This window comes from Sulfurospirillum sp. 1307 (assembly GCF_054408545.1).
The window spans coordinates 1,405,060-1,424,052 of sequence record NZ_CP176011.1; the positions used below are offsets into that span (position 1 = coordinate 1,405,060).

The following is an 18,993-nucleotide window of genomic DNA, read 5'->3' on the forward strand; positions in this document are numbered from 1 at the left end:
TTTATATGGCTTCTAGGAAACAAAGCATACTAAAAAGTATTGCTCCTTACTTACAGACCATTGTTCAAGCAAAAGATTTAACCTTAGTTGCTTTTATCATAGCAATTATGGCTATAATCATAGTACCACTTCCTAGTGGTCTGCTCGATTTTTTCCTAACTATTTCTTTAGCAACATCTGTACTTATTATATTGATATCACTTTATATTCCAAAACCAACAGATTTAACAACATTTCCAACACTTATTTTGATTATAACACTTTATAGGTTATCTTTAAATATTGCAACAACTAGAATGATTTTAAGCAAAGGTCACGAAGGAACAAATGCTGTAAGTGATATAATCTCTAGTTTTGGTGAATTTGTTGTTGGTGGTAACTATGTCATTGGTATCATAGTATTTTCAATACTTGTATTGATAAATTTTATGGTCATCACAAAAGGTTCAACTAGGGTTGCTGAAGTTGCAGCTAGATTTACACTAGATGCAATGCCTGGAAAACAAATGGCAATAGATGCTGATTTAAATGCAGGTCTTATTGATGAAAAAACAGCTAGAGAAAGAAGAGAAACTATCATACAAGAAGCAAATTTTTATGGAGCGATGGATGGTTCTAGTAAATTTGTAAAAGGTGATGCAGTTGCAGGTATAATAATAACTATTATAAATATAATAGGTGGATTTCTAATTGGAACATTTCAACATGACTTAGATGTATCTGTAAGTGCTCAAACATATACAATTTTGACTATTGGTGATGGTTTAGTATCTCAACTCCCAGCTCTTATTAGCTCAACCGCAACTGGTATAATCATAACAAGAGCTTCAAAAGCAGATGAAAATAAAAACTTTAACGAAAGTACAATTGACCAACTCTTCGCTGAATACAAAACTCTTTTAATAGTTGGTTTTATATTGATGATGTTTGCATTAGTTCCTGGACTTCCTACTTTTTCTCTTGGTTTTGTTGGACTTATATTTTTATCACTTGGTTATCTTATGAAAGTTACACATGATGGAACTTTTTCATTAAGTCAATTTTTTGCACAAAATGTAGATTTAAAAGAGCCAAAAACTGGCCAGAGTGTTTCATCTCAAACACAAAATCTACCTGAAAAACCAAAAAAATCACCTGAAGAAGAGAAAAAAGAAGAAGAAAATGCTCTAAATGATATATTAAAATTAGAAATTTTAGAATTAGACCTTGGATATCAACTAATTAAATTAGCTGATCCTGCCCAAGGTGGTGACTTACTAGATAGAATCAAAAGTATGAGAAGAAAAATAGCATCTGATTTTGGTTATTTAATTCCTCAAGTAAGGATTAGAGATAATCTCCACTTGCAGCCAAACCAGTATCAATTACTACTAAAAGGTATACCAATAGGAGATGGTGAAATATATCCAGATAAGTATTTGGCAATGGATAGTGGTTTGGTAACTGATGAGATTGAAGGAATGCCAACTAAAGAGCCTGCATTTGGGCTTGATGCTATATGGATTGAGCCTGAAAATAAAGAAGATGCAATCATCAAAGGTTATACAACTGTTGATCCAGCCACTGTAATCTCAACTCATATGAGTGAACTTATCAAGAAACACTCTGAAGAACTACTTACCCGTCAAGAAGTTCAAAGCCTTATTGATAAACTAAAAGAGAACTATCCAGTTATCGTTGATGATTGTTTAAAAGTAGCTACTGTTGGTCTAATACAAAAGGTTCTAAAAGCACTATTACACGAGAAAATTCCTATCAAAGATTTACTAACTATTTTAGAAACTATAAGCGATGTTGCTGAAGTTACTAAAAATAGTGACATTATAGTTGAACAAGTTAGAGCAAGACTTGCTAGAATGATCACTAAACTATATGTAGATGAAGATGGAGTTTTAAAACTACTTACTTTTAATGCAGGAACTGAACAAAAACTACTAGATTCTCTAAGAGATAGAGATGGTATAAGAGAGCTACTTTTAAATATAGGACAAATCAATACTTTAGTACAAAAAGTTAGTGACGAAGCAACAAAGGTACTACAAAGAGGAATTGCTCCTGTTGTTATAATAGTAGATCCAATGCTTAGAAAATCACTACATGATATTTTTGAAAAATTTGGTCTTGATGTAGTTGTTTTAAGTCATGCAGAAATTGATTCAAGTGCTAAATTTGAGGTAATTAGTAGTATAGAAATTGAAGAGTTATAAAGGAAAAAAATGTCATATAAAATTTATCATTTAAGTCATACTGACTTAGATGGATATGGTTGTCAAATGATAACAAATTATTATTTTGAAAATATTGAGTTTTTTAACTCAAATTATGGAAAAGAGATAAATGAAAGAATCAATCAGATTGTAAATGCAATAGCAAATAGTGATATAAAAAACAATTTAGTTTTAATAACTGATTTAAATCTTACGATTGAGCAGGCAAAAGAGCTAGAAGCAAAAATCAAAATTAATCAAAAAGATGTAAAACTTCTGCTTTTAGACCATCACAAAAGTGGACAAGACTGCGCAAATGAATATAGTTGGTATTTTTTGGATGATACAAGAAGTGCAACAAAAATAACATATGATTTTTTTAGTTCAATTCTTGTAGGTGATGAAAAATTAAACAAACTTACAAATGTAATAAATGCAGTTGATATTTGGCTAGAAGATGACAAAGAGTTTGAATTAGGTAAGGTTTGTTTAGGACTTATAAGTGGAGCAAAAGAGATAAATAGAATTATGTTTCCAAGAGAAAATGCTGATTATATGTTTTGCCTTTTAGAAATGATTCAAGAATATTTTTATGAGAAAAACCCTCATATAGTTTTGGACGAAGCAATTCACAAAATTAAAAAAAGATATTTTAAAAGAGAAAAAGATGATACACTAAGCAATCTAGTCTCATCATATAATGTAGATTTATTAACTCAAAATAAAAAATTAATGCAAATAAACTATGATAACTTTAAAGGAGTTCTAACATACAACATTGGAAATGTATCTATCATAGGAAATGATTTTTTAAAAAACAATCCTGATTATGATTTTTTTATGGATATTACTTCAAGAAGAACGATTAGCCTAAGAGCTAACGGAAATGTCGATGTTAGTAAGATTGCTGCAAGGATAGGAAATGGTGGTGGTCATCCTAATGCTAGTGGTGGACTTATGAATGGTTTTAAAGATAGTTTTGTATATGATAATATAAAAAAACAAGTGGAAGATATAATAATCTCAAAAGGTATAAACAAGGAGAATCAAAATGGCAAATAAGAGTTTAAAAGAAGAGTTAAAAGACGCAGAAATTGAAATAGAAGAAATGGCATATCAACTAGCTGATATGCTAGGAGCTGCTTTATATTTTGCAGGTGTTAAAAAAGACAATATCCCAAAAGCAGTTGATGCTTATTTGGAAAATTTAGATAAAGTTTTTGAGGATGATGAAGCAACTGCTCAAATGGGAATGGATGAAGTTATTGAAGTTATAAACTCATTGAAAAAAACACACAAACACCTTTTTTAAATGTACAAACTAGCTTTTTTTGTTCCAAAAGAAGATAAAGAAAGAGTCAAAAAGGCTCTTTTTGATATTGGAGTAGGTAAATACAAAAATTATGATTGCTGTTGCTTTGAAACAGAAGGTATTGGACAGTTTAGGCCGTTAGAAAGCTCTAATCCCTACATTGGTACAAAAGGACAAATTAATAGAGTAAAAGAGTTTAAAGTTGAAATGATTTGCATTGATGAGCTTATAAAAGAGGCTGTAAAAACTTTAAAAGAAACTCATCAATACGAAGAAGTTGCTTATGATGTTATAAAGCTTGAGGACATTTAAGTCAAATTTAGGCACGCTACTTTTTAGCTAAAAATGTTACAAAATTTCCATATTTAAAAATAGTCTCTATAGTACTAAAACCAGCATCTTTTATAAGTTGTTTGTTTTCATCTTCGCTATATGGGACTAAAACATTTTCAAGTGCTTCTCTTTTTTGAGATATTTCAAATTCGCTGTATCCTTGAGATTTTTTAAAATTGTAGTATAAATCAATCATCTCTTTATTTAAAACTTTATCATCAAAGATAATTTTTTCACTAAATATAAAAATACCATCTTGATTTAAACTGTTATATACATTTTTAACAAAATCAGCTCTTTTTAAAGGCCTAATAAATTGCAACATATAATTTGCTATAATCACATCTGCATTTGAGAGTTTAGTTTTTGTTATATCTTCGCATATCAATTCAATATTAGCACCATATGCCTGAATTTTTTTTCTAGCATTTTCAAGCATTGCTTCAGAATTATCAATACCTAAAAGCTTATAATTGTGTGATTTTTGGTATAAATGCAACAAAGTATTTGCAGTAGAGCATCCAAGGTCAATTATACTTGCATCATCCTTTACATGTAGTTTTATAAAATCACATATTAAAGATATGACCTCCTTATAGAAAGGAATTGATCTTACAAGCATATCATCAAAAACACTAGCTACACTCTCATCAAATTCAAATTGTTTTTTTATAGGTTTAGTAAATACTTTATCATTCATTCAAATCAAGCCCCATATCAACATGATAAATATTGCAAGTACTCAAAACACTTTTTGCTTTTTTTATGTCTTCTTCAATTTGTTTTTTTAACTCTTCTAGATTATTAAACTTTTTATTATCTCTTAAATACTTAACAAAAAATATTTCCACTTCTTCACTGCCAACTTCTAAATCTTCATCTATTATGTGAGTCTCTACTGAAAATTTTCCATCAGTACTTACTCGATTTCCAATAAATGAAACAGAGTTATATAATTTATCTTTAATCCTTGTTCTTGAAGCATAAACACCATTACTTGGAAGTAAATAATCTTTTATTTCTATATTTATAGTAGGAAACAACTCTTTTTTACCAAGTCCTTGTCCTTTTATTATCTTGCCATGAATTGAGTATTCTCTTCCAAAAAGTTTATTTGCTACTTCTACCTCTTTTGATGTTAAAAGCTCTCTTATAACTGAAGAATGCACTGATATGCCATGATATTTAAACTCATTTACTATTTCAACTTCACCATCAAATAGTTCTTTTAAGTCTTCTGCACTACATGATCTTGATTTTCCAAATGCAAAATCATATCCAACAACAATTTTTTTAAGATTTTTAAACTCTTTTTTTAAAAGCTCTACAAACTCTTTTCCACTTAAATCTTTAACTTTTAAAAAATGATAGTACATACATGGATATTTTGAGTATAAACTTCTTTTTATGCCTGGAGTTAAATTTGCATTGTCTTTATCTATTACAAATAAAGCACCATTATCACCAAGCTTTTTTATAAGTTCCTTATGCCCTAAATGAATTCCATCAAAACTACCTATGGCGATTGTATCTACTTTATCTTTTACTAAAATAGTAGAAGGTTTCTTCATTTCCCTCTTTTCCTTTTAAAATTGAATCTTTTTTTTCTAAAAGCTTCCAGCCTCTTTTAAAGCAGTTTGCTTCAAAAATTTCTTTAACTCTTTTTATAGCTAAATTATCCTTAACAACTCCCTTTTTGTTTCTTTTTACACCAACGCCTACTTCAAATTGTGGTTTAAAAAGTATAATGATTCTATCTTTAGCTAATCTATCAATATCTTCTAAAATTTGCTCAACCCCTATAAAAGAAACATCACAAGTTACCAAATCAAACTTGTCATCACTTTTAAACTGCCTAATGTCAGTGTTTTCAAATAGCTTAATTTTTTCATTATCTCTTAAACTCTTGTGGAGCTGATCTTTTCCAACATCAACACATGTAACACTTTTTGCTCCAAATTCAAGTAAAACTTCTACAAAACCACCTGTACTACTTCCTATATCTAAGCACTCTAAATCTTCTACATGTAAAGAGTTTAATTCTTGTAAAAAACCTTTTAGTTTATAACCAGCTCTGCTTACATAGTGCCTGTTTTCTTCAACTTTAACATCCATTTTTTCAGTTATATCAAATGAAGTTTTAGTTACTACTTTTCCATCAACCATAACTTCACGATTTTTTATCATTTCACTTGCTTTGTTTCTACTGTTTGCAAGTTTTTTTTCAAAAAGATATTTATCTAATCTCAAAGCATTTCCCTCATTTTAGCTTCACTAATGGTTTTTACTCCAAGAGAAATAGCTTTTTCATACTTGCTTCCGGCATCTTCGCCATATATGACAAAATCAGTTTTTTTAGACACACTAGAGCTAACTTTTGCACCATGCTTTTCTAAAAGTTTTTTAATTTCACCTCTGCTTTGACTCATGGTTCCTGTTATAACTACTGTTTTCTTGTTAAAAATCGATTCTATTATTTCTTCTTTTTCTAACTCTTTTGGCTCTACTATTGTTTCTAATTTTTTAATATTTTCTAGATTTACTCTTAAAAATTCTTCCAAGCTTTCGCTCATCTCTTTTCCAAAACCATCTAGCTTGATTAAATCTTCTGCCTTTACATGTAGCCAATCTTTTCCAAACTCAAGAGCTACAATCTTGGCTGCTACTTCTCCAATATGTTCGATACCCAAAGCATAAATAAACCTATCTAAACTAACACCTTTTGATTTTTCTATTGAATTCAGTAAATTTTGTGCTTTTTTCTCTTTAAATCCTTCTAATTTCAATAAATCATCTAAATTTAAAGCATATAAATCAATAACACTTTTTATAAGTCCATTACTATGAAGGATTTCTACAATTTTTTCACCCAAACCATCAATATTTAAGGCCTTTTTAGAAGCATAATGAATGATAGAATTTACAACTCTACTATCACACTCTAAATTTTGACATTTTAAAAGCGCTCCTTCATCTAAAAGTTCACTTTTACATGTAGGGCAGTTTTGAATCTTTTCAATGTTAATTTGAGTTCCATCTCTTCTTTGAGTCAATACTTTTGTAATCTTAGGGATAACATCACCACTTCTTATGATGATTACTTTATCATTAATTTTTATATCTTTTCTTTGAATTTCATCAAAATTGTGTAAAGTTGCTCTCTCAACAACTACACCATCGATATCAACTGGCTCAACTAAAGCAACAGGGGTAATAACTCCAGTTCTTCCAACTTGAAATATAACATCCTTGATAGTAGTAACTTTTTCAACAGCGGGGAATTTATATGCACACATCCATTTTGGATATTTTACGGTATAACCAAGTTCTTCTTCTAAATCAATTTCATCAACTTTTATAACCATTCCATCCATCATCATAGGAATTTCATCTCTTTTGGCAACAATCTCTTGATAAAACTCTTCTATATCTTCAATTCCTTTGCATTTTTTTCTCATTGGAGGGGCTAAAAATCCTAATGAATATATAAAATCCATCTTTTGAGATAAAAGCTTATGTGGTAGAGTATTTTCACCTATACCCCAAGGTTGAAAAACTAGCCTTCTTTTAGCTGTTACACTACTGTCTAACTGCCTTAAGCTACCAGCTGCCGCATTTCTAGGATTTGCAAATGGTGGCTCATTGTTTTTTAATCTTTCTTCATTTATCTTTTCAAAATCTTTTGTTCTTATAACTACTTCGCCTCTTATTTCAATAGCATCAGTATAATCAATTTCTAAAGGTACTGAATGGATAGTCTTTACATTGACACTTACATCTTCTCCAACTTTTCCATCACCTCTTGTTATTGCTTGAATTAATTTACCATTTTCATAAATGAGATTTAAACTAGCCCCATCAAATTTTGGCTCACAAAAGAAACTTGGATTATCTACATTTTTATGAACTCTATCTAGCCAATTTTTTAGGCCGTTTAAATCAAAAATATCTTCCATACTCCACATACGAGCTCTATGGATAGCTTTACTAAATTCTTCTCTTATGATTGCACCAACTCTTCTTGTTGGAGAATTTTTGTCTATTTGATTTGGGTTTGATTTTTCATAAGCTTCTATTTCTCTATAAAGCTTATCATACTCTTCATCTGTAGCTATTGGATTATCTTTGACATAGTAAGCATAAGCCCATTTTTTTAAAATTTCTACTTTTTCTTTGTATTCTTCGTAGTTCATATATGTTCTTTCTTAAAGTAAATAAATTTATTTAGGATATCAAAAAAATGATTAAAATATAATTCAGAAAAAGTAGATCTACCTAAGATGAACTTAAGTATCTTAGTTTGCAGTCTCTTGCTTGTAAACAAGATCCAATAAAGACAAAAAGTCTTCAGTTTTCATATATCCAACAAATTCATCTATAATTGATAAATCTTTTGGATTTAAAATCAAATTTGTAGGATAGTACTTTACATGTAAATTATCTGGCAGTTTGGTTTTTTCTGCCATAACAGACATTCTTATATATTCTTTTGAGATTTTATCTTGATTATTTTTTGGTAAAAATGTTTCTTTTTCCATCTTTTTACAATATCCGCAAGTTAAACTCTCAACACTTAAAAGTATTAGTTTGTTTTCTTTAAGTGCTTTTTTTGATATTTCACTAAAATCTAGTGCATTTACAGAACTTATAAAACCTAAAAAAATAAAAAATAAAATTACTTTTTTAAACATCAATATCTCCTTATTAAGTAAATTTTATTTTACTTATTTTTTATTTAAATAAATATTAATTAACTAAAATAGTTGTCAAATAAAAGTTTTAATATTGTTAGACCTACGATAAATAAAAAGAAAACTCTTATGAATTGAACATCTTTTTTTGCAACTAAACTAGATCCTATAAAAGCTCCTATTATCTGTCCGCTTCCCATAAGTATGCCAACTAACCATAACACTTGTCCACCTATTAAAAAGACACTTAATGAAACTATATTGCTTGTAAAATTCATAATCTTTGTTTGAGCAGTTGCACTTTTCAAATTCAAACCTAAAAGAGTCATAATGGCAATCGTCCAAAACGAACCTGTCCCTGGTCCAAAAAATCCATCATAAAAACCGATAGATAGACCAAATATCAAGTAAAATAAGGCTGGTCTTAGCCTGTGATGCCTATCTTCACTTCCTAATTTTGGTGAAAATAAAGTGTAGAAAAATATAATTATAAGCATGATAGGTATAATCTTTTCAAGCAAACTTGCATCTAAAAGTAAAATAGAATATGTCCCCAAGCTAGCACCAATAAAAGTAAATAATATGCCAAGATAAACATCTTTTATACTAACTAATCCTTTTTTAATATAATTTAGCGAAGCTGTAAAACTACCAAAAGAGCTTTGTAATTTATTTGTCGCTAATGCAATGTGAGGAGGCATTCCTGATGCCATTAAAACTGGAACAGTGATAATCCCTCCGCCTCCAGCAATACTATCAGTAAAACCAGCTAGAAAACCAGCTAGAAAAAAGATGACATAGTAGTATGATTCAAATTCCATCTTATTTTTCTAGCTTTTTGTAGATATCAAATGTATTTAATCTTATCTTTGATAAAATTTCTCTTTCAACCATTTTTAAAGCATACTTTCTATCACCTCCAGTGATTCTTCCAACTTCTCTTTCTCCACAATTATTGCAAACAAAAAAAGTTATTTTTTCACCAAGGTTTGAAGTGGTTTTACAATTTTCATCATCTACATGTAACATACTATTGCAATGAGGACAATAACACCACAAATCAATTATTTTATCTTTTTTATATTTCCATTTCCAATTCAAATTAAAAAATTTATCTTGAGTATATTGTTTATATTTTGGCTCAATAATTTTTATAATTAAAAAAACAATTACCACTAAAAAAACAATAAAAAAAACTATGCATAAGAGTATTATCCATTCAGGATAATTGTATCTATTTGAAAGCTCTGTAATAAACGACATCATAAACACTCTTTTAAAGCTTTTTGTACTTTTAAAGCTTGATTATGTTCTTTTACATCATGAACTCTAACTATACTAGCACCATTTTCAACTGCTTTTAAATGTAAAAACAAAGTTCCAGGCAATCTCTCTTCGATTGGGCTAGGAGTAATCATATCAATCATAGATTTTCTACTAGCGCCTATTAAAAGAGGATATCCAAAATGTAAAAAATGAGCATGGTGTTTAATGAGTTGTAAATTATGCTCTAGCGTTTTTCCAAATCCAATGCCAACATCTAAAACTATATCTTCTATACCAAATGATTTAGCTTTATTAATCCTCTCTTCAAAAAATTCATCAATTTCAATTAAAACATTTTCATAAGTTGGATTTTTTTGCATATCCTTTGGAGTGCCTTTTTTATGCATTAACACAACAGTAGATTTATACTTTGCAACAACTTTAGCAAGCTCATCGTTGCTCAAAGCTGTTATGTCATTTATGATTTTAAAACCATGATTTAGTGCATATGCACAGCATTTTGGAGAGTAACTATCTAAAGAAAATTTTGCATTTTCATAAATTTTTTCTTGGTAAATCAAATCTATAATTGGTTTTAATCTTTCAAACTCTTCATCTTCACTAACTGGCTCACTTCCAGGTCTAGAAGATACACCACCAAGATCTATTATACTAGCTCCATCATTTATCATATTTTTTATGTGATTGATTGCATTTTTACCAACAAATCTACTTCCTGAGTAAAAACTATCTTCATTTGCATTTACAACACCCATAATTTCTATATCATCAGTTTTATTCTCTTTGAGTGTAGATAATTTTTTAGCTAACTCTTTTAGTCCAAATGGTTGTGCTAGCTCTTTTTTTGCTAAAATACTCATTTGTTTATCATTTGCAAGCAAAATTGCATCACTTAAAATATCTTTACATGTAACAGTATCCCTGCTAACTGCTAAGTCTGCTCCTATGGACAAAGCATCTTGTTTTAAAATATTTGCAGCTGGTGCTTTTATATCTTTTATATATATGAGATTTAGATTTGATTTTTGCTTTAGTATCTTAGCTCCCTCTTTTGTAGAGCCAATTTTATTAAAAAGCTTTTCTTTGTTTATATCATTTGAAATTTTTACTATTTTCATAAATTTTTTCTCTGCTTAATTAGTAAAAGTAAACTCAAAAAAAGTTGATTTGGTCTTGAATTTAAATTAGCAAGTTCTAAAAATTTTCCAAACATATCCAACTCATACTCAGTAAAATCTATATTATAATCTAAAATTGCCTCATTTACAATTGTTTGAATCATCTCTTTTGTATCATTTTTATCTAATCTAGAGTTTGATTTTACAAATTCAAATATCTCTTTTTCTGTTAAATTTTTCAAATTTAAACCACTTGATTTTTTTTCTTTTTCATTTTTTAACTCTAAAACTCTAACTCTTGATAAAATTGTTGGAAGAAATACTCTCTTATTTGGTGCAATAAGTACAAAAATTATATTTCTAGGGGGCTCTTCTAAAATCTTTAAAAGCGCATTTTGAGTCTCTATCCTGTATGCCTTAGCACATAAGACCAATACTTTAAGATTAATCTCAGCAATATATGCCTCTTTTACTACAGCTTTTGCATCTTCTAGTAAAAACTCATCTTTTTCTTTTATAAAGGTGCAAATTCTATATTGCCCATATTCATCATTTACATATTCTAAAGCTTTATTTGCATCTCTTGAAACAATTATAGTATTCAAAAGATTAGTCATTCTCTAATGTAACCTCAGCAAAAAGCACAGCATCTATACTTTTATCTAAAAGTCTGAAAAGTTGTATAAGTTTTATATCGAGTAAATCATCCCTACTTGAGAGATAAAAACTATTTTGTAAATGCTCATCCAATACCCACATAAAACTTTCATCATGTCTTTTGGCTAATTGCATTTTTATATCATTGCTTTTACCAATATAAAAAAAGATATGTCCGTTAGAAAATGTTTGAGAAAACATATCTTCTAGAAGTTCAATATCTTCTTTTGATTTTAATCCAGATATATTTGGAAAAAAAGTTTTTAAAGAGACAAATGGTAAGAGTGGACGATTTTTACCCATGGCATTTACGCGTTTGATTATATAATCACCAAACCATTCTCTATCATCATCGGTAATTACTATAATTGATTTGCCATTTAAAAGATTTGAAAGCATAGAAGAAGCAAGTGGAACCCACTCAAACCTCTTCTCTTCCATCCAGCTCATCATTGAGCCATCTTTTCTAATGGTATCTAGCGTCCACTTTAGGAATTTTTGCATATACTATTTGTCCAATTTATAAGCATTATGAAGAGCTCTAACAGCCAACTCTCCATACTTCTCAGCTATTATTATAGAAATCTTAATTTCACTTGTGCTAATCATTTCCAAGTTTATTCCCTCATTTGAGAGAGTTTCAAAAGCAGTACAAGCAACACCACTGTGACTCTTCATACCAACACCCACAACTGAAACTTTAACAATGTCTCTATCGTATTCTACGCTTTGGGAAGCATCTATATCTTTTAATGCATCTTTTGTCATTTCAAGTTCATTTTGAGGAACTGTAAAACCTAAATTTGTAGTGCCATCATGCCCAACATTTTGAATAATCATATCAACATTCACATTTGCTTCACTTAATTTTCTAAAAATCTCCGCAGCAATTCCAGGTTTATCAGTTACTCCTCTTAGAGTAACCCTTGCTTGATTTCTATCTAATGCTACTCCACTAACTATTGGTTGTTCCATGATATTTTCTTCCTTTGTTATAAGTGTGCCTTCATTGTCATTGAAGCTACTTCTTGTTACTAAATTTACATTTAATTTTTTTGCCATTTCAACTGAACGAGTTTGAAGAACTTTTGCTCCAAGACTAGCAAGTTCTAGCATTTCATCATAACTTATTTTATCTAATTTTCTTGCTTTTGGCTCAATCCTAGGATCAGTTGTATAAACTCCATCAACATCAGTATATATCTCACACAAATCAGCTTCTAGCGCCCCAGCAATTGCAACTGCACTTAAATCACTTCCACCACGTCCTAAGGTTGAGACTTCTCCAAGCTCAGTTATACCTTGAAAACCAGCAACTACAACTATATTTCCTTCTTTAATCTTATTTTCAATTCTTGTTCTATCAATACTTTCAATTCTTGCTTTTGTATGTGAAGTATTTGTTACAATTCCAGCTTGTCTTCCACTAAAAGCAACTGCAGGATAACCCATCTCGCTAAGAGCAATTGCTAAAAGTGCACTAGTTACTCTCTCACCTGAGCTTAAAAGAAGATCAAGTTCTCTTTGTTTTGGGTTTTTACTAAAATGCTCAGCATATCCTATAAGCTTATTAGTTTCACCACTCATTGCTGAGACAACTACAACAACATCATTGCCTTCATCTCTTGTTTTTGCTACTCTTTTAGCAACCTCTTCTATTCTCTCTAGTGAACCAACACTAGTACCTCCGTACTTTTGTACTATAAGCATTTTATAAATACCCTTCTTTTTTAAAATAGTTTAAAACTTTTTGATATATTGGCCTTTTAAAATATGTTATATATTTAAATGCCTCTTCAACTTTTACAAATTTATAATCACTAAATTCAGGAACTTTTGTTTTTAAATTTATACTTTCATCATCTTTTAATCTGACTAAAAAATATCTTTGAGTTTGTCCATCATATGGGTACATTTTTTTAGCAATTGTTCCAGGAAAATCATAACTTAACCAATCTGGATATTCTACCAAAATCTCTACATCATTTGTTCCAATTTCTTCTTTTAATTCTCTAAGAAGCGCACTTTTAGGAGTTTCTCCTTCATCAATTCCACCTTGAGGAAATTGCCAAGCTCCATCTATGTCATTTCTTAAAGCGATAAAAAGTTCACACTCAAACGGATATTTTGAAGAGAGTACAACAGCTGCTACATTTGGTCTGTAACGTTTTTTATCTTGCATATCTCTCCTTTTTTGGTAGAATACTATCCAAAAAGTCATTAAACTATCATAAGGAAGATTTTGTTAGTATATTTACACATACCATTTTGTGATTCAAAATGCCATTATTGTGCGTTTAATTCATATGTTGATAAATTTGAACTAAAAGATGATTATATGAAAGCAATCACAAAACAATTAAAATTTGAACTCAAAAAATTTGAAGCCCAAAAAAAATCTATTAAATCACTTTTCATTGGAGGAGGAACACCTTCTACAATTTCACCAGAAAAATATAAAAACTTTTTTGAGATTATAAAACCTTATCTAAAAGAAAATTCTGAAATTACAACCGAAGCCAATCCAAACTCTGCGACAAAAAAATGGCTAAAAGGCATGAGAGAACTTGGAGTCAATAGAGTTAGCTTTGGGGTACAAAGTTTTGATGAGTACAAATTAAAAAAGCTAGGTCGAAATCACTCTTCAAAACAGGCAATAAAAGCAATTTTAAATGCAAAAGAAGTTGGATTTGACAATATATCTTGTGATTTGATTTATGCTACTAGTTTTGATGTAGAAGATGATATAAAAAAAGCCTTTTCATTGCCAATAAATCACATAAGCTCTTACGCATTGACATTAGAAAAAAATACTCCATTTTATGGGAAAAAAGAGTTAATCAACGAAGATGAAAATCTAGCAAAAAAATTCATAAAAGAAGTTACTAAAAAATTTCCACAATATGAGATATCAAACTTTGGAAATTACAAAAGTATTCATAATCTTGGATATTGGATGGGAGATGATTATATAGGAATTGGAGCAGGTGCTGTTGGATTTTTAAAAGATAAAAGATTTTACCCCAATAAAGATATACAAAAATACATATCAAACCCTCTACATGTAGAAGAAGAATTATTAAGCAAAGATGATTTAATAACAGAAAAAATTTTTTTGGGTCTTAGAAGTATTGTAGGAATTGAATTGGAAATATTAAACAAAAAACAACTAGAAAAAGTTGATATACTTATCAAAGAAAAAAAGCTTACATGTAAAGATAAAAAAATATATAATAATGACTTTTTAATAGCTGATGAAATTGCACTTTACATAATTTCTTAAGCAATTTTTAGCTAAAATTCACCTCTTTATAACAAGGATAAGAATATGTTTGGAATGAGTTTTTCAGAGATTATGATAATAGCAGTTATTGCTATACTTTTTTTAGGGCCAGACAAATTGCCTTCCACAATGGTTCAAATTGCAAAGTTTTTTAAATCATTCAAAAGTAGTATAAATGAAGCAAAAAGTTCATTTGAACAAGAAATAAAAATTCAAGAACTAAGAGAAGAAACTTTAGAGTATAAAAAGAAGCTTGATGAGTCGGCAAACAGTATAAGAAAAACAATAAGTTTTGATGAACTAAATGAAATTAAAAAATCAACTGCAAATGTAACAGATACTTTTAATGACATAAAAGACAGCATGAATAAAGTAAAAGAATTAAAAACTGATCCATTAGGTGTAAAATCAACACTTAAGGGAGATAAAAAAACTAAAAAGAAAAAAACTGAAGAAAAAGGCGAAGAATAATGTTTGAAGAGTTAAAACCTCACTTAGTAGAATTAAGAAAACGTCTTGGTATCTCAGTTGCAGTTTTATTTGTCATGTTTTTTGCATGTTTTACCTTTTGGGAGCCAATCCTAGCATGGATGATTCATCCATTAGAAGGTGTACTCCCACAAGGCTCTCACGTAATTTTTACAAAAGTTCAAGAGCCTTTTTTTACAGCACTTAAAGTATCTTTCTTTACTGCTTTTATCATATCTTTACCTGTAATATTTTGGCAATTTTGGCTATTTGTAGCACCTGGGCTATATGAAGAAGAAAAAAGATTAGTTATACCTTTTGTTACTTTTGCGACTTTGATGTTTTTATCAGGTGCGTCATTTTGCTACTTCATAGTAGTGCCACTTGGTTTTGATTTTCTCATAAACTTTGGCTCTCAACTTTTTACTGCTCTTCCTAGTATTGGCGAATACGTAAGCTTTTTTACAAAATTATTATTTGGTTTTGGTTTAGCATTTGAACTTCCTGTAATAACATTTTTCTTTGCAAAACTAGGATTTGTAACAGATAAAAGTTTAATTGAGTTTTTTAGATACGCAATAATAATCATCTTTTTAGTCTCAGCACTTCTTACTCCACCTGATGTCTTGACTCAGTTTATGATGGCTGGGCCACTTATACTTCTTTATGGTGTTTCTATATTGGTAGCAAGAGCTGTAAATCCAGAAGTACAAGAGGACGAAGAAGATGATGATGAGGATGAAGAACAAGAGTGATTGATCCTTTAAGTAAGTCTAGCTATGATTATGTTTTACCAGAACATCTCATAGCTAATTTTCCTGCAACTCCAAGGGATAGTGCAAAGCTTTTAGTTTATGATAGAAAAAAAGACAATATAACTCATACACTGTTTTCAAAACTGTTTGATTTTTTACCAAAAGAAACTGCTATTTTATTGAATGATACAAAAGTTGTAAAAGCTAGAATTTTTGGGAAAAAACAAAGTGGTGGAAAGATAGAATTACTACTAAATTCTCCTTTGCAGAATAATACATTTTCAGTTTATATAAGAGGCAAAGTAAAAGAAAACTCCATACTATATTTTGATAATGAATTAGAAACAAAAGTTCTCAAACTTTGCGATGATGGAACAAGAATAGTATCGTTTTACAAAAAATCTCAAATACTTTCAACCAATGAATTATTTGACATACTAGATAACATAGGACATATTCCACTTCCTCCATATATAAAAAGGGAGGATACAAAAGAAGATGAACAAGAGTATCAAACGGTATTTTCCAGTCAAAAAGGAGCAGTAGCAGCTCCAACTGCATCTCTTCACTTTACAGATAAAATGTTTGAAAAAATGAAAAAAATTTATGATACTCATTTTTTAACTCTTCATGTTGGAGCTGGAACTTTTAAACCTGTTGAGGCTGATAATATAAAAGAGCATGTAATGCATTCTGAATTTTACCAAATTCCAAAAACTACATGTAAAGTTATAGACTCTAATAAAAATATATTAGCAGTTGGAACAACAGTAACTAGAACAGTTGAGTATTATGCGAGAAATAAACAAGCTACTGGAAAAAGTGATTTATTTTTGCATCCACTAAATAAACCAATAAGAGTAAATCACTTGCTTACAAACTTTCATTTGCCAAAATCAACTCTTATTATGCTGGTTGCTTCATTTGTTGGGATAGAAAAAACTTTAGAAATTTACAATATCGCTGTAAAGGAAAATTATAGATTTTTCTCTTATGGTGATGCAATGCTTATTATATAGATAAATCTAAAAGTGAACCTATCATCTCTTCTTGAGTTTTTATAGCTGCAACTTGAGCACTAAAGCCTTTTTCGATTGGAACTTGATCTGTTAACTCTTTTGCTAAATTTGTACCATTATCACCAACTCTAGTTATAGCATTTACTGAGTTTTCTCCATTTGATTGTATCGAAGTCGAAGACGCATTAAAATCCTGAGTATTTACATTTGCAACATTATTTGCATTATTATTCATCCATGCGCTATGTGCTATCATTGAGTTTGAATTTACTTGCATCTCATACTCCTTTTATTTTACTATTGGTATACTTTACAATCAAAAATATAAAAGAAAGGTTAAAAATGATAAAAGTATATGGAATTAAGACTTGTGGAAGCGTAAAAAAAGCTACTAAATTTTTGAATGAATCAAATATAGAGTATGAATTTATTGATTTTAAAAAAACAAATGTAACTGAAAAAGAGATTGATTATTGGTTAAGTAAAGTTTCTATTGATGTACTATTTAACAATAGAGGTACAAAATACAGAACATTAAAACTTAAAGAATTAAACTTAGATGATAAGGGCAAAAAAGAGTGGCTTTTAAAAGAAAATATGCTCATTAAACGCCCAGTAATCGAGTATGGCGAGCAAGTAATCGTAGGTTTTGATGAAGAAAAATATCAACAAATTTTTAAATAATTATTTACATGTAGAGAGTAATCTCTACATGCGATACTGAAATACCCCAATTTCTCTATTTTTAAAAATTTTATCATGCTTGTCAATTAGACCATGCATTGCAATATAAACTCCATTTTTAACATCATTTATAAGATAACCTAATGCCATAGAAAAATTTGCATTTGCTTCGACTGAATCAATACTATACGGAACCATAGCGCCAGTTAGGACTATACATCTATCATCGATTTTTTCTTCTAAGAATTTAGCAGTGATGTCCATAGTATCTGTTCCATGAACAATTAATATTTTTTTATGTTGATTATTTTTTATAAGACTAACTAACTCTTCTCTATCACTTTCAAGCATATCTAAACTATCTTTATGAATTATATTGGTAATTTCATAATCTAAATTATAAAAATATTGTAAAATATTTTCAGGAGCGACTGAATCATTTGGCACTTCAAGTTCACCTTTTAAAGGATTATATCTTTTATTAAAAGTTCCACCAGTATTTATAATCAATATATCTTTCATGTAAAATCCTTACATAATTTTTTAGAAATTCTAACTTTTTTATTATTTTATTTAGATTAAGGGCAACTATGAAACTGTAAACGCTCTTATTTAAAGTTTTTATAGTTGCCTTAAGCTAAATACTAAAAATTTTATTGTATATTTTCACGCTTGAAAGGATTACAATGATGGATATTTATCAATTTATTGGTTTTGTTGGTATGCTTTTTATAGTATATGCTTATTTTTTACTTCAAGCCCAAAAGGCTGACCATAACTCTTTAACATTTCAAATACTAAACTTGATAGGAGCTATTTTACTAATTATTTCTCTACTAGTTCACTTTAATCTAGGTTCATTCTTAATAGAAGTATTTTGGGTATTTATAACAATTTATGGAATGATTAAAAATAAAAAAAGTAGCAGCAAATAAATACTGCTACTTAATTTTGTTAATCTATCTCAATGCCATATTCATCTAACATAACATCTATTGCGACATTATGTCTTTTAGCCTTCACTTTAACACCTTTTTGACCTTTGATACTTTCTAAAAAAGCTTCTATCTTTTTTTCAATGTCTTCAACGCTATCCATGTTTTCTGGCTCATATGTTATTTTTATGTCAACAACTTTATGATTTATCATTTTTTCCCCTTTTTAATTTATGCTAATTAT

Annotated in this window: 25 protein-coding genes; 10 read left to right on the top strand and 15 right to left on the bottom strand. The window is 29.3% G+C overall.

Annotation, left to right across the window (positions count from 1 at the left end; all coding sequences use genetic code 11):
* Positions 1 to 5: 5 nt before the first annotated feature.
* From flhA to ACKGJI_RS07145, 4 genes are read left to right on the top strand one after another with little or no spacing between them, the layout of a single operon-like run.
* Positions 6 to 2,207: a flagellar biosynthesis protein FlhA gene (flhA, locus tag ACKGJI_RS07130; protein ID WP_458699596.1), complete on the top strand. Its 2,202-nt coding sequence runs from the start codon at positions 6 to 8 to the stop codon at positions 2,205 to 2,207.
* A gap of 9 nt (positions 2,208 to 2,216) precedes the next feature.
* Positions 2,217 to 3,269 carry a DHH family phosphoesterase gene (locus tag ACKGJI_RS07135; RefSeq protein WP_458699597.1) on the top strand — a complete coding sequence of 351 codons (1,053 nt, stop codon included), beginning with the start codon at positions 2,217 to 2,219 and terminating at the stop codon, positions 3,267 to 3,269.
* Positions 3,259 to 3,519, top strand: coding sequence for a hypothetical protein (locus tag ACKGJI_RS07140; protein WP_458699598.1), 261 nt, complete (start codon positions 3,259 to 3,261; stop codon positions 3,517 to 3,519). The genes ACKGJI_RS07135 and ACKGJI_RS07140 overlap by 11 nt, the downstream gene beginning before the upstream one ends.
* Positions 3,520 to 3,831, top strand: a complete 312-nt coding sequence (locus ACKGJI_RS07145; protein ID WP_458699599.1) for an NGG1p interacting factor NIF3 — start codon at positions 3,520 to 3,522, stop codon at positions 3,829 to 3,831.
* Between the two features lie 16 nt (positions 3,832 to 3,847).
* On the opposite strand, the gene cmoA is transcribed toward ACKGJI_RS07145, so the two are convergent.
* The 12 genes from cmoA to ACKGJI_RS07205 form a co-directional block, all read right to left on the bottom strand.
* Positions 3,848 to 4,552 carry a carboxy-S-adenosyl-L-methionine synthase CmoA gene (gene cmoA, locus ACKGJI_RS07150; protein WP_458699600.1) on the bottom strand — a complete coding sequence of 235 codons (705 nt, stop codon included), beginning with the start codon at positions 4,550 to 4,552 and terminating at the stop codon, positions 3,848 to 3,850.
* On the bottom strand, positions 4,545 to 5,423 hold the full coding sequence (locus ACKGJI_RS07155; RefSeq protein ID WP_458699601.1) for a bifunctional riboflavin kinase/FAD synthetase: 879 nt from the start codon (positions 5,421 to 5,423) through the stop codon (positions 4,545 to 4,547). Before ACKGJI_RS07155 ends, cmoA begins: the two co-directional genes overlap by 8 nt.
* Complete coding sequence (gene tlyA / locus ACKGJI_RS07160) at positions 5,389 to 6,102, bottom strand: 23S rRNA (cytidine-2'-O)-methyltransferase TlyA (protein WP_458699602.1); 714 nt, start codon at positions 6,100 to 6,102, stop codon at positions 5,389 to 5,391. The genes ACKGJI_RS07155 and tlyA overlap by 35 nt, the downstream gene beginning before the upstream one ends.
* A complete protein-coding gene (gene ligA / locus ACKGJI_RS07165) occupies positions 6,099 to 8,045 on the bottom strand; it encodes an NAD-dependent DNA ligase LigA (RefSeq protein ID WP_458699603.1) in 1,947 nt (648 codons plus the stop codon). The genes tlyA and ligA overlap by 4 nt, the downstream gene beginning before the upstream one ends.
* Before the next feature lie 102 nt (positions 8,046 to 8,147).
* Positions 8,148 to 8,543 carry a thioredoxin family protein gene (locus ACKGJI_RS07170; protein ID WP_458699604.1) on the bottom strand — a complete coding sequence of 132 codons (396 nt, stop codon included), beginning with the start codon at positions 8,541 to 8,543 and terminating at the stop codon, positions 8,148 to 8,150.
* Between the two features lie 59 nt (positions 8,544 to 8,602).
* Positions 8,603 to 9,364 carry a TSUP family transporter gene (locus ACKGJI_RS07175; RefSeq protein WP_458699605.1) on the bottom strand — a complete coding sequence of 254 codons (762 nt, stop codon included), beginning with the start codon at positions 9,362 to 9,364 and terminating at the stop codon, positions 8,603 to 8,605.
* A 1-nt stretch (position 9,365) separates the two neighbouring features.
* Positions 9,366 to 9,809, bottom strand: coding sequence for a hypothetical protein (locus ACKGJI_RS07180; RefSeq protein ID WP_458699606.1), 444 nt, complete (start codon positions 9,807 to 9,809; stop codon positions 9,366 to 9,368).
* Positions 9,806 to 10,948: a dihydropteroate synthase gene (gene folP / locus ACKGJI_RS07185; protein ID WP_458699607.1), complete on the bottom strand. Its 1,143-nt coding sequence runs from the start codon at positions 10,946 to 10,948 to the stop codon at positions 9,806 to 9,808. Before folP ends, ACKGJI_RS07180 begins: the two co-directional genes overlap by 4 nt.
* Complete coding sequence (locus ACKGJI_RS07190) at positions 10,945 to 11,565, bottom strand: DNA polymerase III subunit delta' (protein WP_458699608.1); 621 nt, start codon at positions 11,563 to 11,565, stop codon at positions 10,945 to 10,947. The genes folP and ACKGJI_RS07190 overlap by 4 nt, the downstream gene beginning before the upstream one ends.
* A complete protein-coding gene (locus ACKGJI_RS07195; RefSeq protein ID WP_458699609.1) occupies positions 11,558 to 12,109 on the bottom strand; it encodes a HobA family DNA replication regulator in 552 nt (183 codons plus the stop codon). The genes ACKGJI_RS07190 and ACKGJI_RS07195 overlap by 8 nt, the downstream gene beginning before the upstream one ends.
* Before the next feature lie 3 nt (positions 12,110 to 12,112).
* Entirely contained in the window at positions 12,113 to 13,315 is a 1,203-nt protein-coding gene (locus ACKGJI_RS07200) for an aspartate kinase (protein WP_458699610.1), read from the bottom strand.
* Position 13,316: 1 nt separating this feature from the next.
* On the bottom strand, positions 13,317 to 13,787 hold the full coding sequence (locus tag ACKGJI_RS07205; protein WP_458699611.1) for an RNA pyrophosphohydrolase: 471 nt from the start codon (positions 13,785 to 13,787) through the stop codon (positions 13,317 to 13,319).
* A gap of 60 nt (positions 13,788 to 13,847) precedes the next feature.
* On the opposite strand from ACKGJI_RS07205, the gene hemW reads away from it, so the two are divergent.
* From hemW to queA, 4 genes are read left to right on the top strand one after another with little or no spacing between them, the layout of a single operon-like run.
* Positions 13,848 to 14,888: a radical SAM family heme chaperone HemW gene (gene hemW / locus ACKGJI_RS07210; RefSeq protein ID WP_458699612.1), complete on the top strand. Its 1,041-nt coding sequence runs from the start codon at positions 13,848 to 13,850 to the stop codon at positions 14,886 to 14,888.
* A gap of 45 nt (positions 14,889 to 14,933) precedes the next feature.
* Positions 14,934 to 15,359, top strand: a complete 426-nt coding sequence (gene tatB / locus ACKGJI_RS07215; protein WP_458699613.1) for a Sec-independent protein translocase protein TatB — start codon at positions 14,934 to 14,936, stop codon at positions 15,357 to 15,359.
* Positions 15,359 to 16,111, top strand: coding sequence for a twin-arginine translocase subunit TatC (tatC, locus tag ACKGJI_RS07220; RefSeq protein WP_458699614.1), 753 nt, complete (start codon positions 15,359 to 15,361; stop codon positions 16,109 to 16,111). Before tatB ends, tatC begins: the two co-directional genes overlap by 1 nt.
* Complete coding sequence (gene queA / locus ACKGJI_RS07225) at positions 16,108 to 17,130, top strand: tRNA preQ1(34) S-adenosylmethionine ribosyltransferase-isomerase QueA (RefSeq protein ID WP_458699615.1); 1,023 nt, start codon at positions 16,108 to 16,110, stop codon at positions 17,128 to 17,130. The genes tatC and queA overlap by 4 nt, the downstream gene beginning before the upstream one ends.
* Here the strand turns inward: queA and ACKGJI_RS07230 are convergent.
* The gene (locus ACKGJI_RS07230; RefSeq protein ID WP_458699616.1) at positions 17,123 to 17,407 is read right to left on the bottom strand and encodes a flagellar basal body rod C-terminal domain-containing protein; all 285 of its coding nucleotides are present in this window, start codon (positions 17,405 to 17,407) and stop codon (positions 17,123 to 17,125) included. The genes queA and ACKGJI_RS07230 overlap by 8 nt on opposite strands.
* Before the next feature lie 65 nt (positions 17,408 to 17,472).
* Here ACKGJI_RS07230 and ACKGJI_RS07235 point away from each other — a divergent pair, with 65 nt between their 5' ends.
* On the top strand, positions 17,473 to 17,814 hold the full coding sequence (locus ACKGJI_RS07235) for an arsenate reductase family protein (protein ID WP_458699617.1): 342 nt from the start codon (positions 17,473 to 17,475) through the stop codon (positions 17,812 to 17,814).
* A gap of 24 nt (positions 17,815 to 17,838) precedes the next feature.
* Here ACKGJI_RS07235 and ACKGJI_RS07240 read toward each other — a convergent pair whose 3' ends face one another.
* Positions 17,839 to 18,336, bottom strand: coding sequence for an asparaginase domain-containing protein (locus ACKGJI_RS07240; RefSeq protein ID WP_458699618.1), 498 nt, complete (start codon positions 18,334 to 18,336; stop codon positions 17,839 to 17,841).
* Positions 18,337 to 18,500: 164 nt separating this feature from the next.
* On the opposite strand from ACKGJI_RS07240, the gene ACKGJI_RS07245 reads away from it, so the two are divergent.
* A complete protein-coding gene (locus tag ACKGJI_RS07245) occupies positions 18,501 to 18,749 on the top strand; it encodes a CBU_0592 family membrane protein (protein ID WP_458699619.1) in 249 nt (82 codons plus the stop codon).
* Positions 18,750 to 18,768: 19 nt separating this feature from the next.
* On the opposite strand, the gene ACKGJI_RS07250 is transcribed toward ACKGJI_RS07245, so the two are convergent.
* Positions 18,769 to 18,963, bottom strand: a complete 195-nt coding sequence (locus ACKGJI_RS07250; protein WP_458699620.1) for a hypothetical protein — start codon at positions 18,961 to 18,963, stop codon at positions 18,769 to 18,771.
* Positions 18,964 to 18,993: the final 30 nt, after the last annotated feature.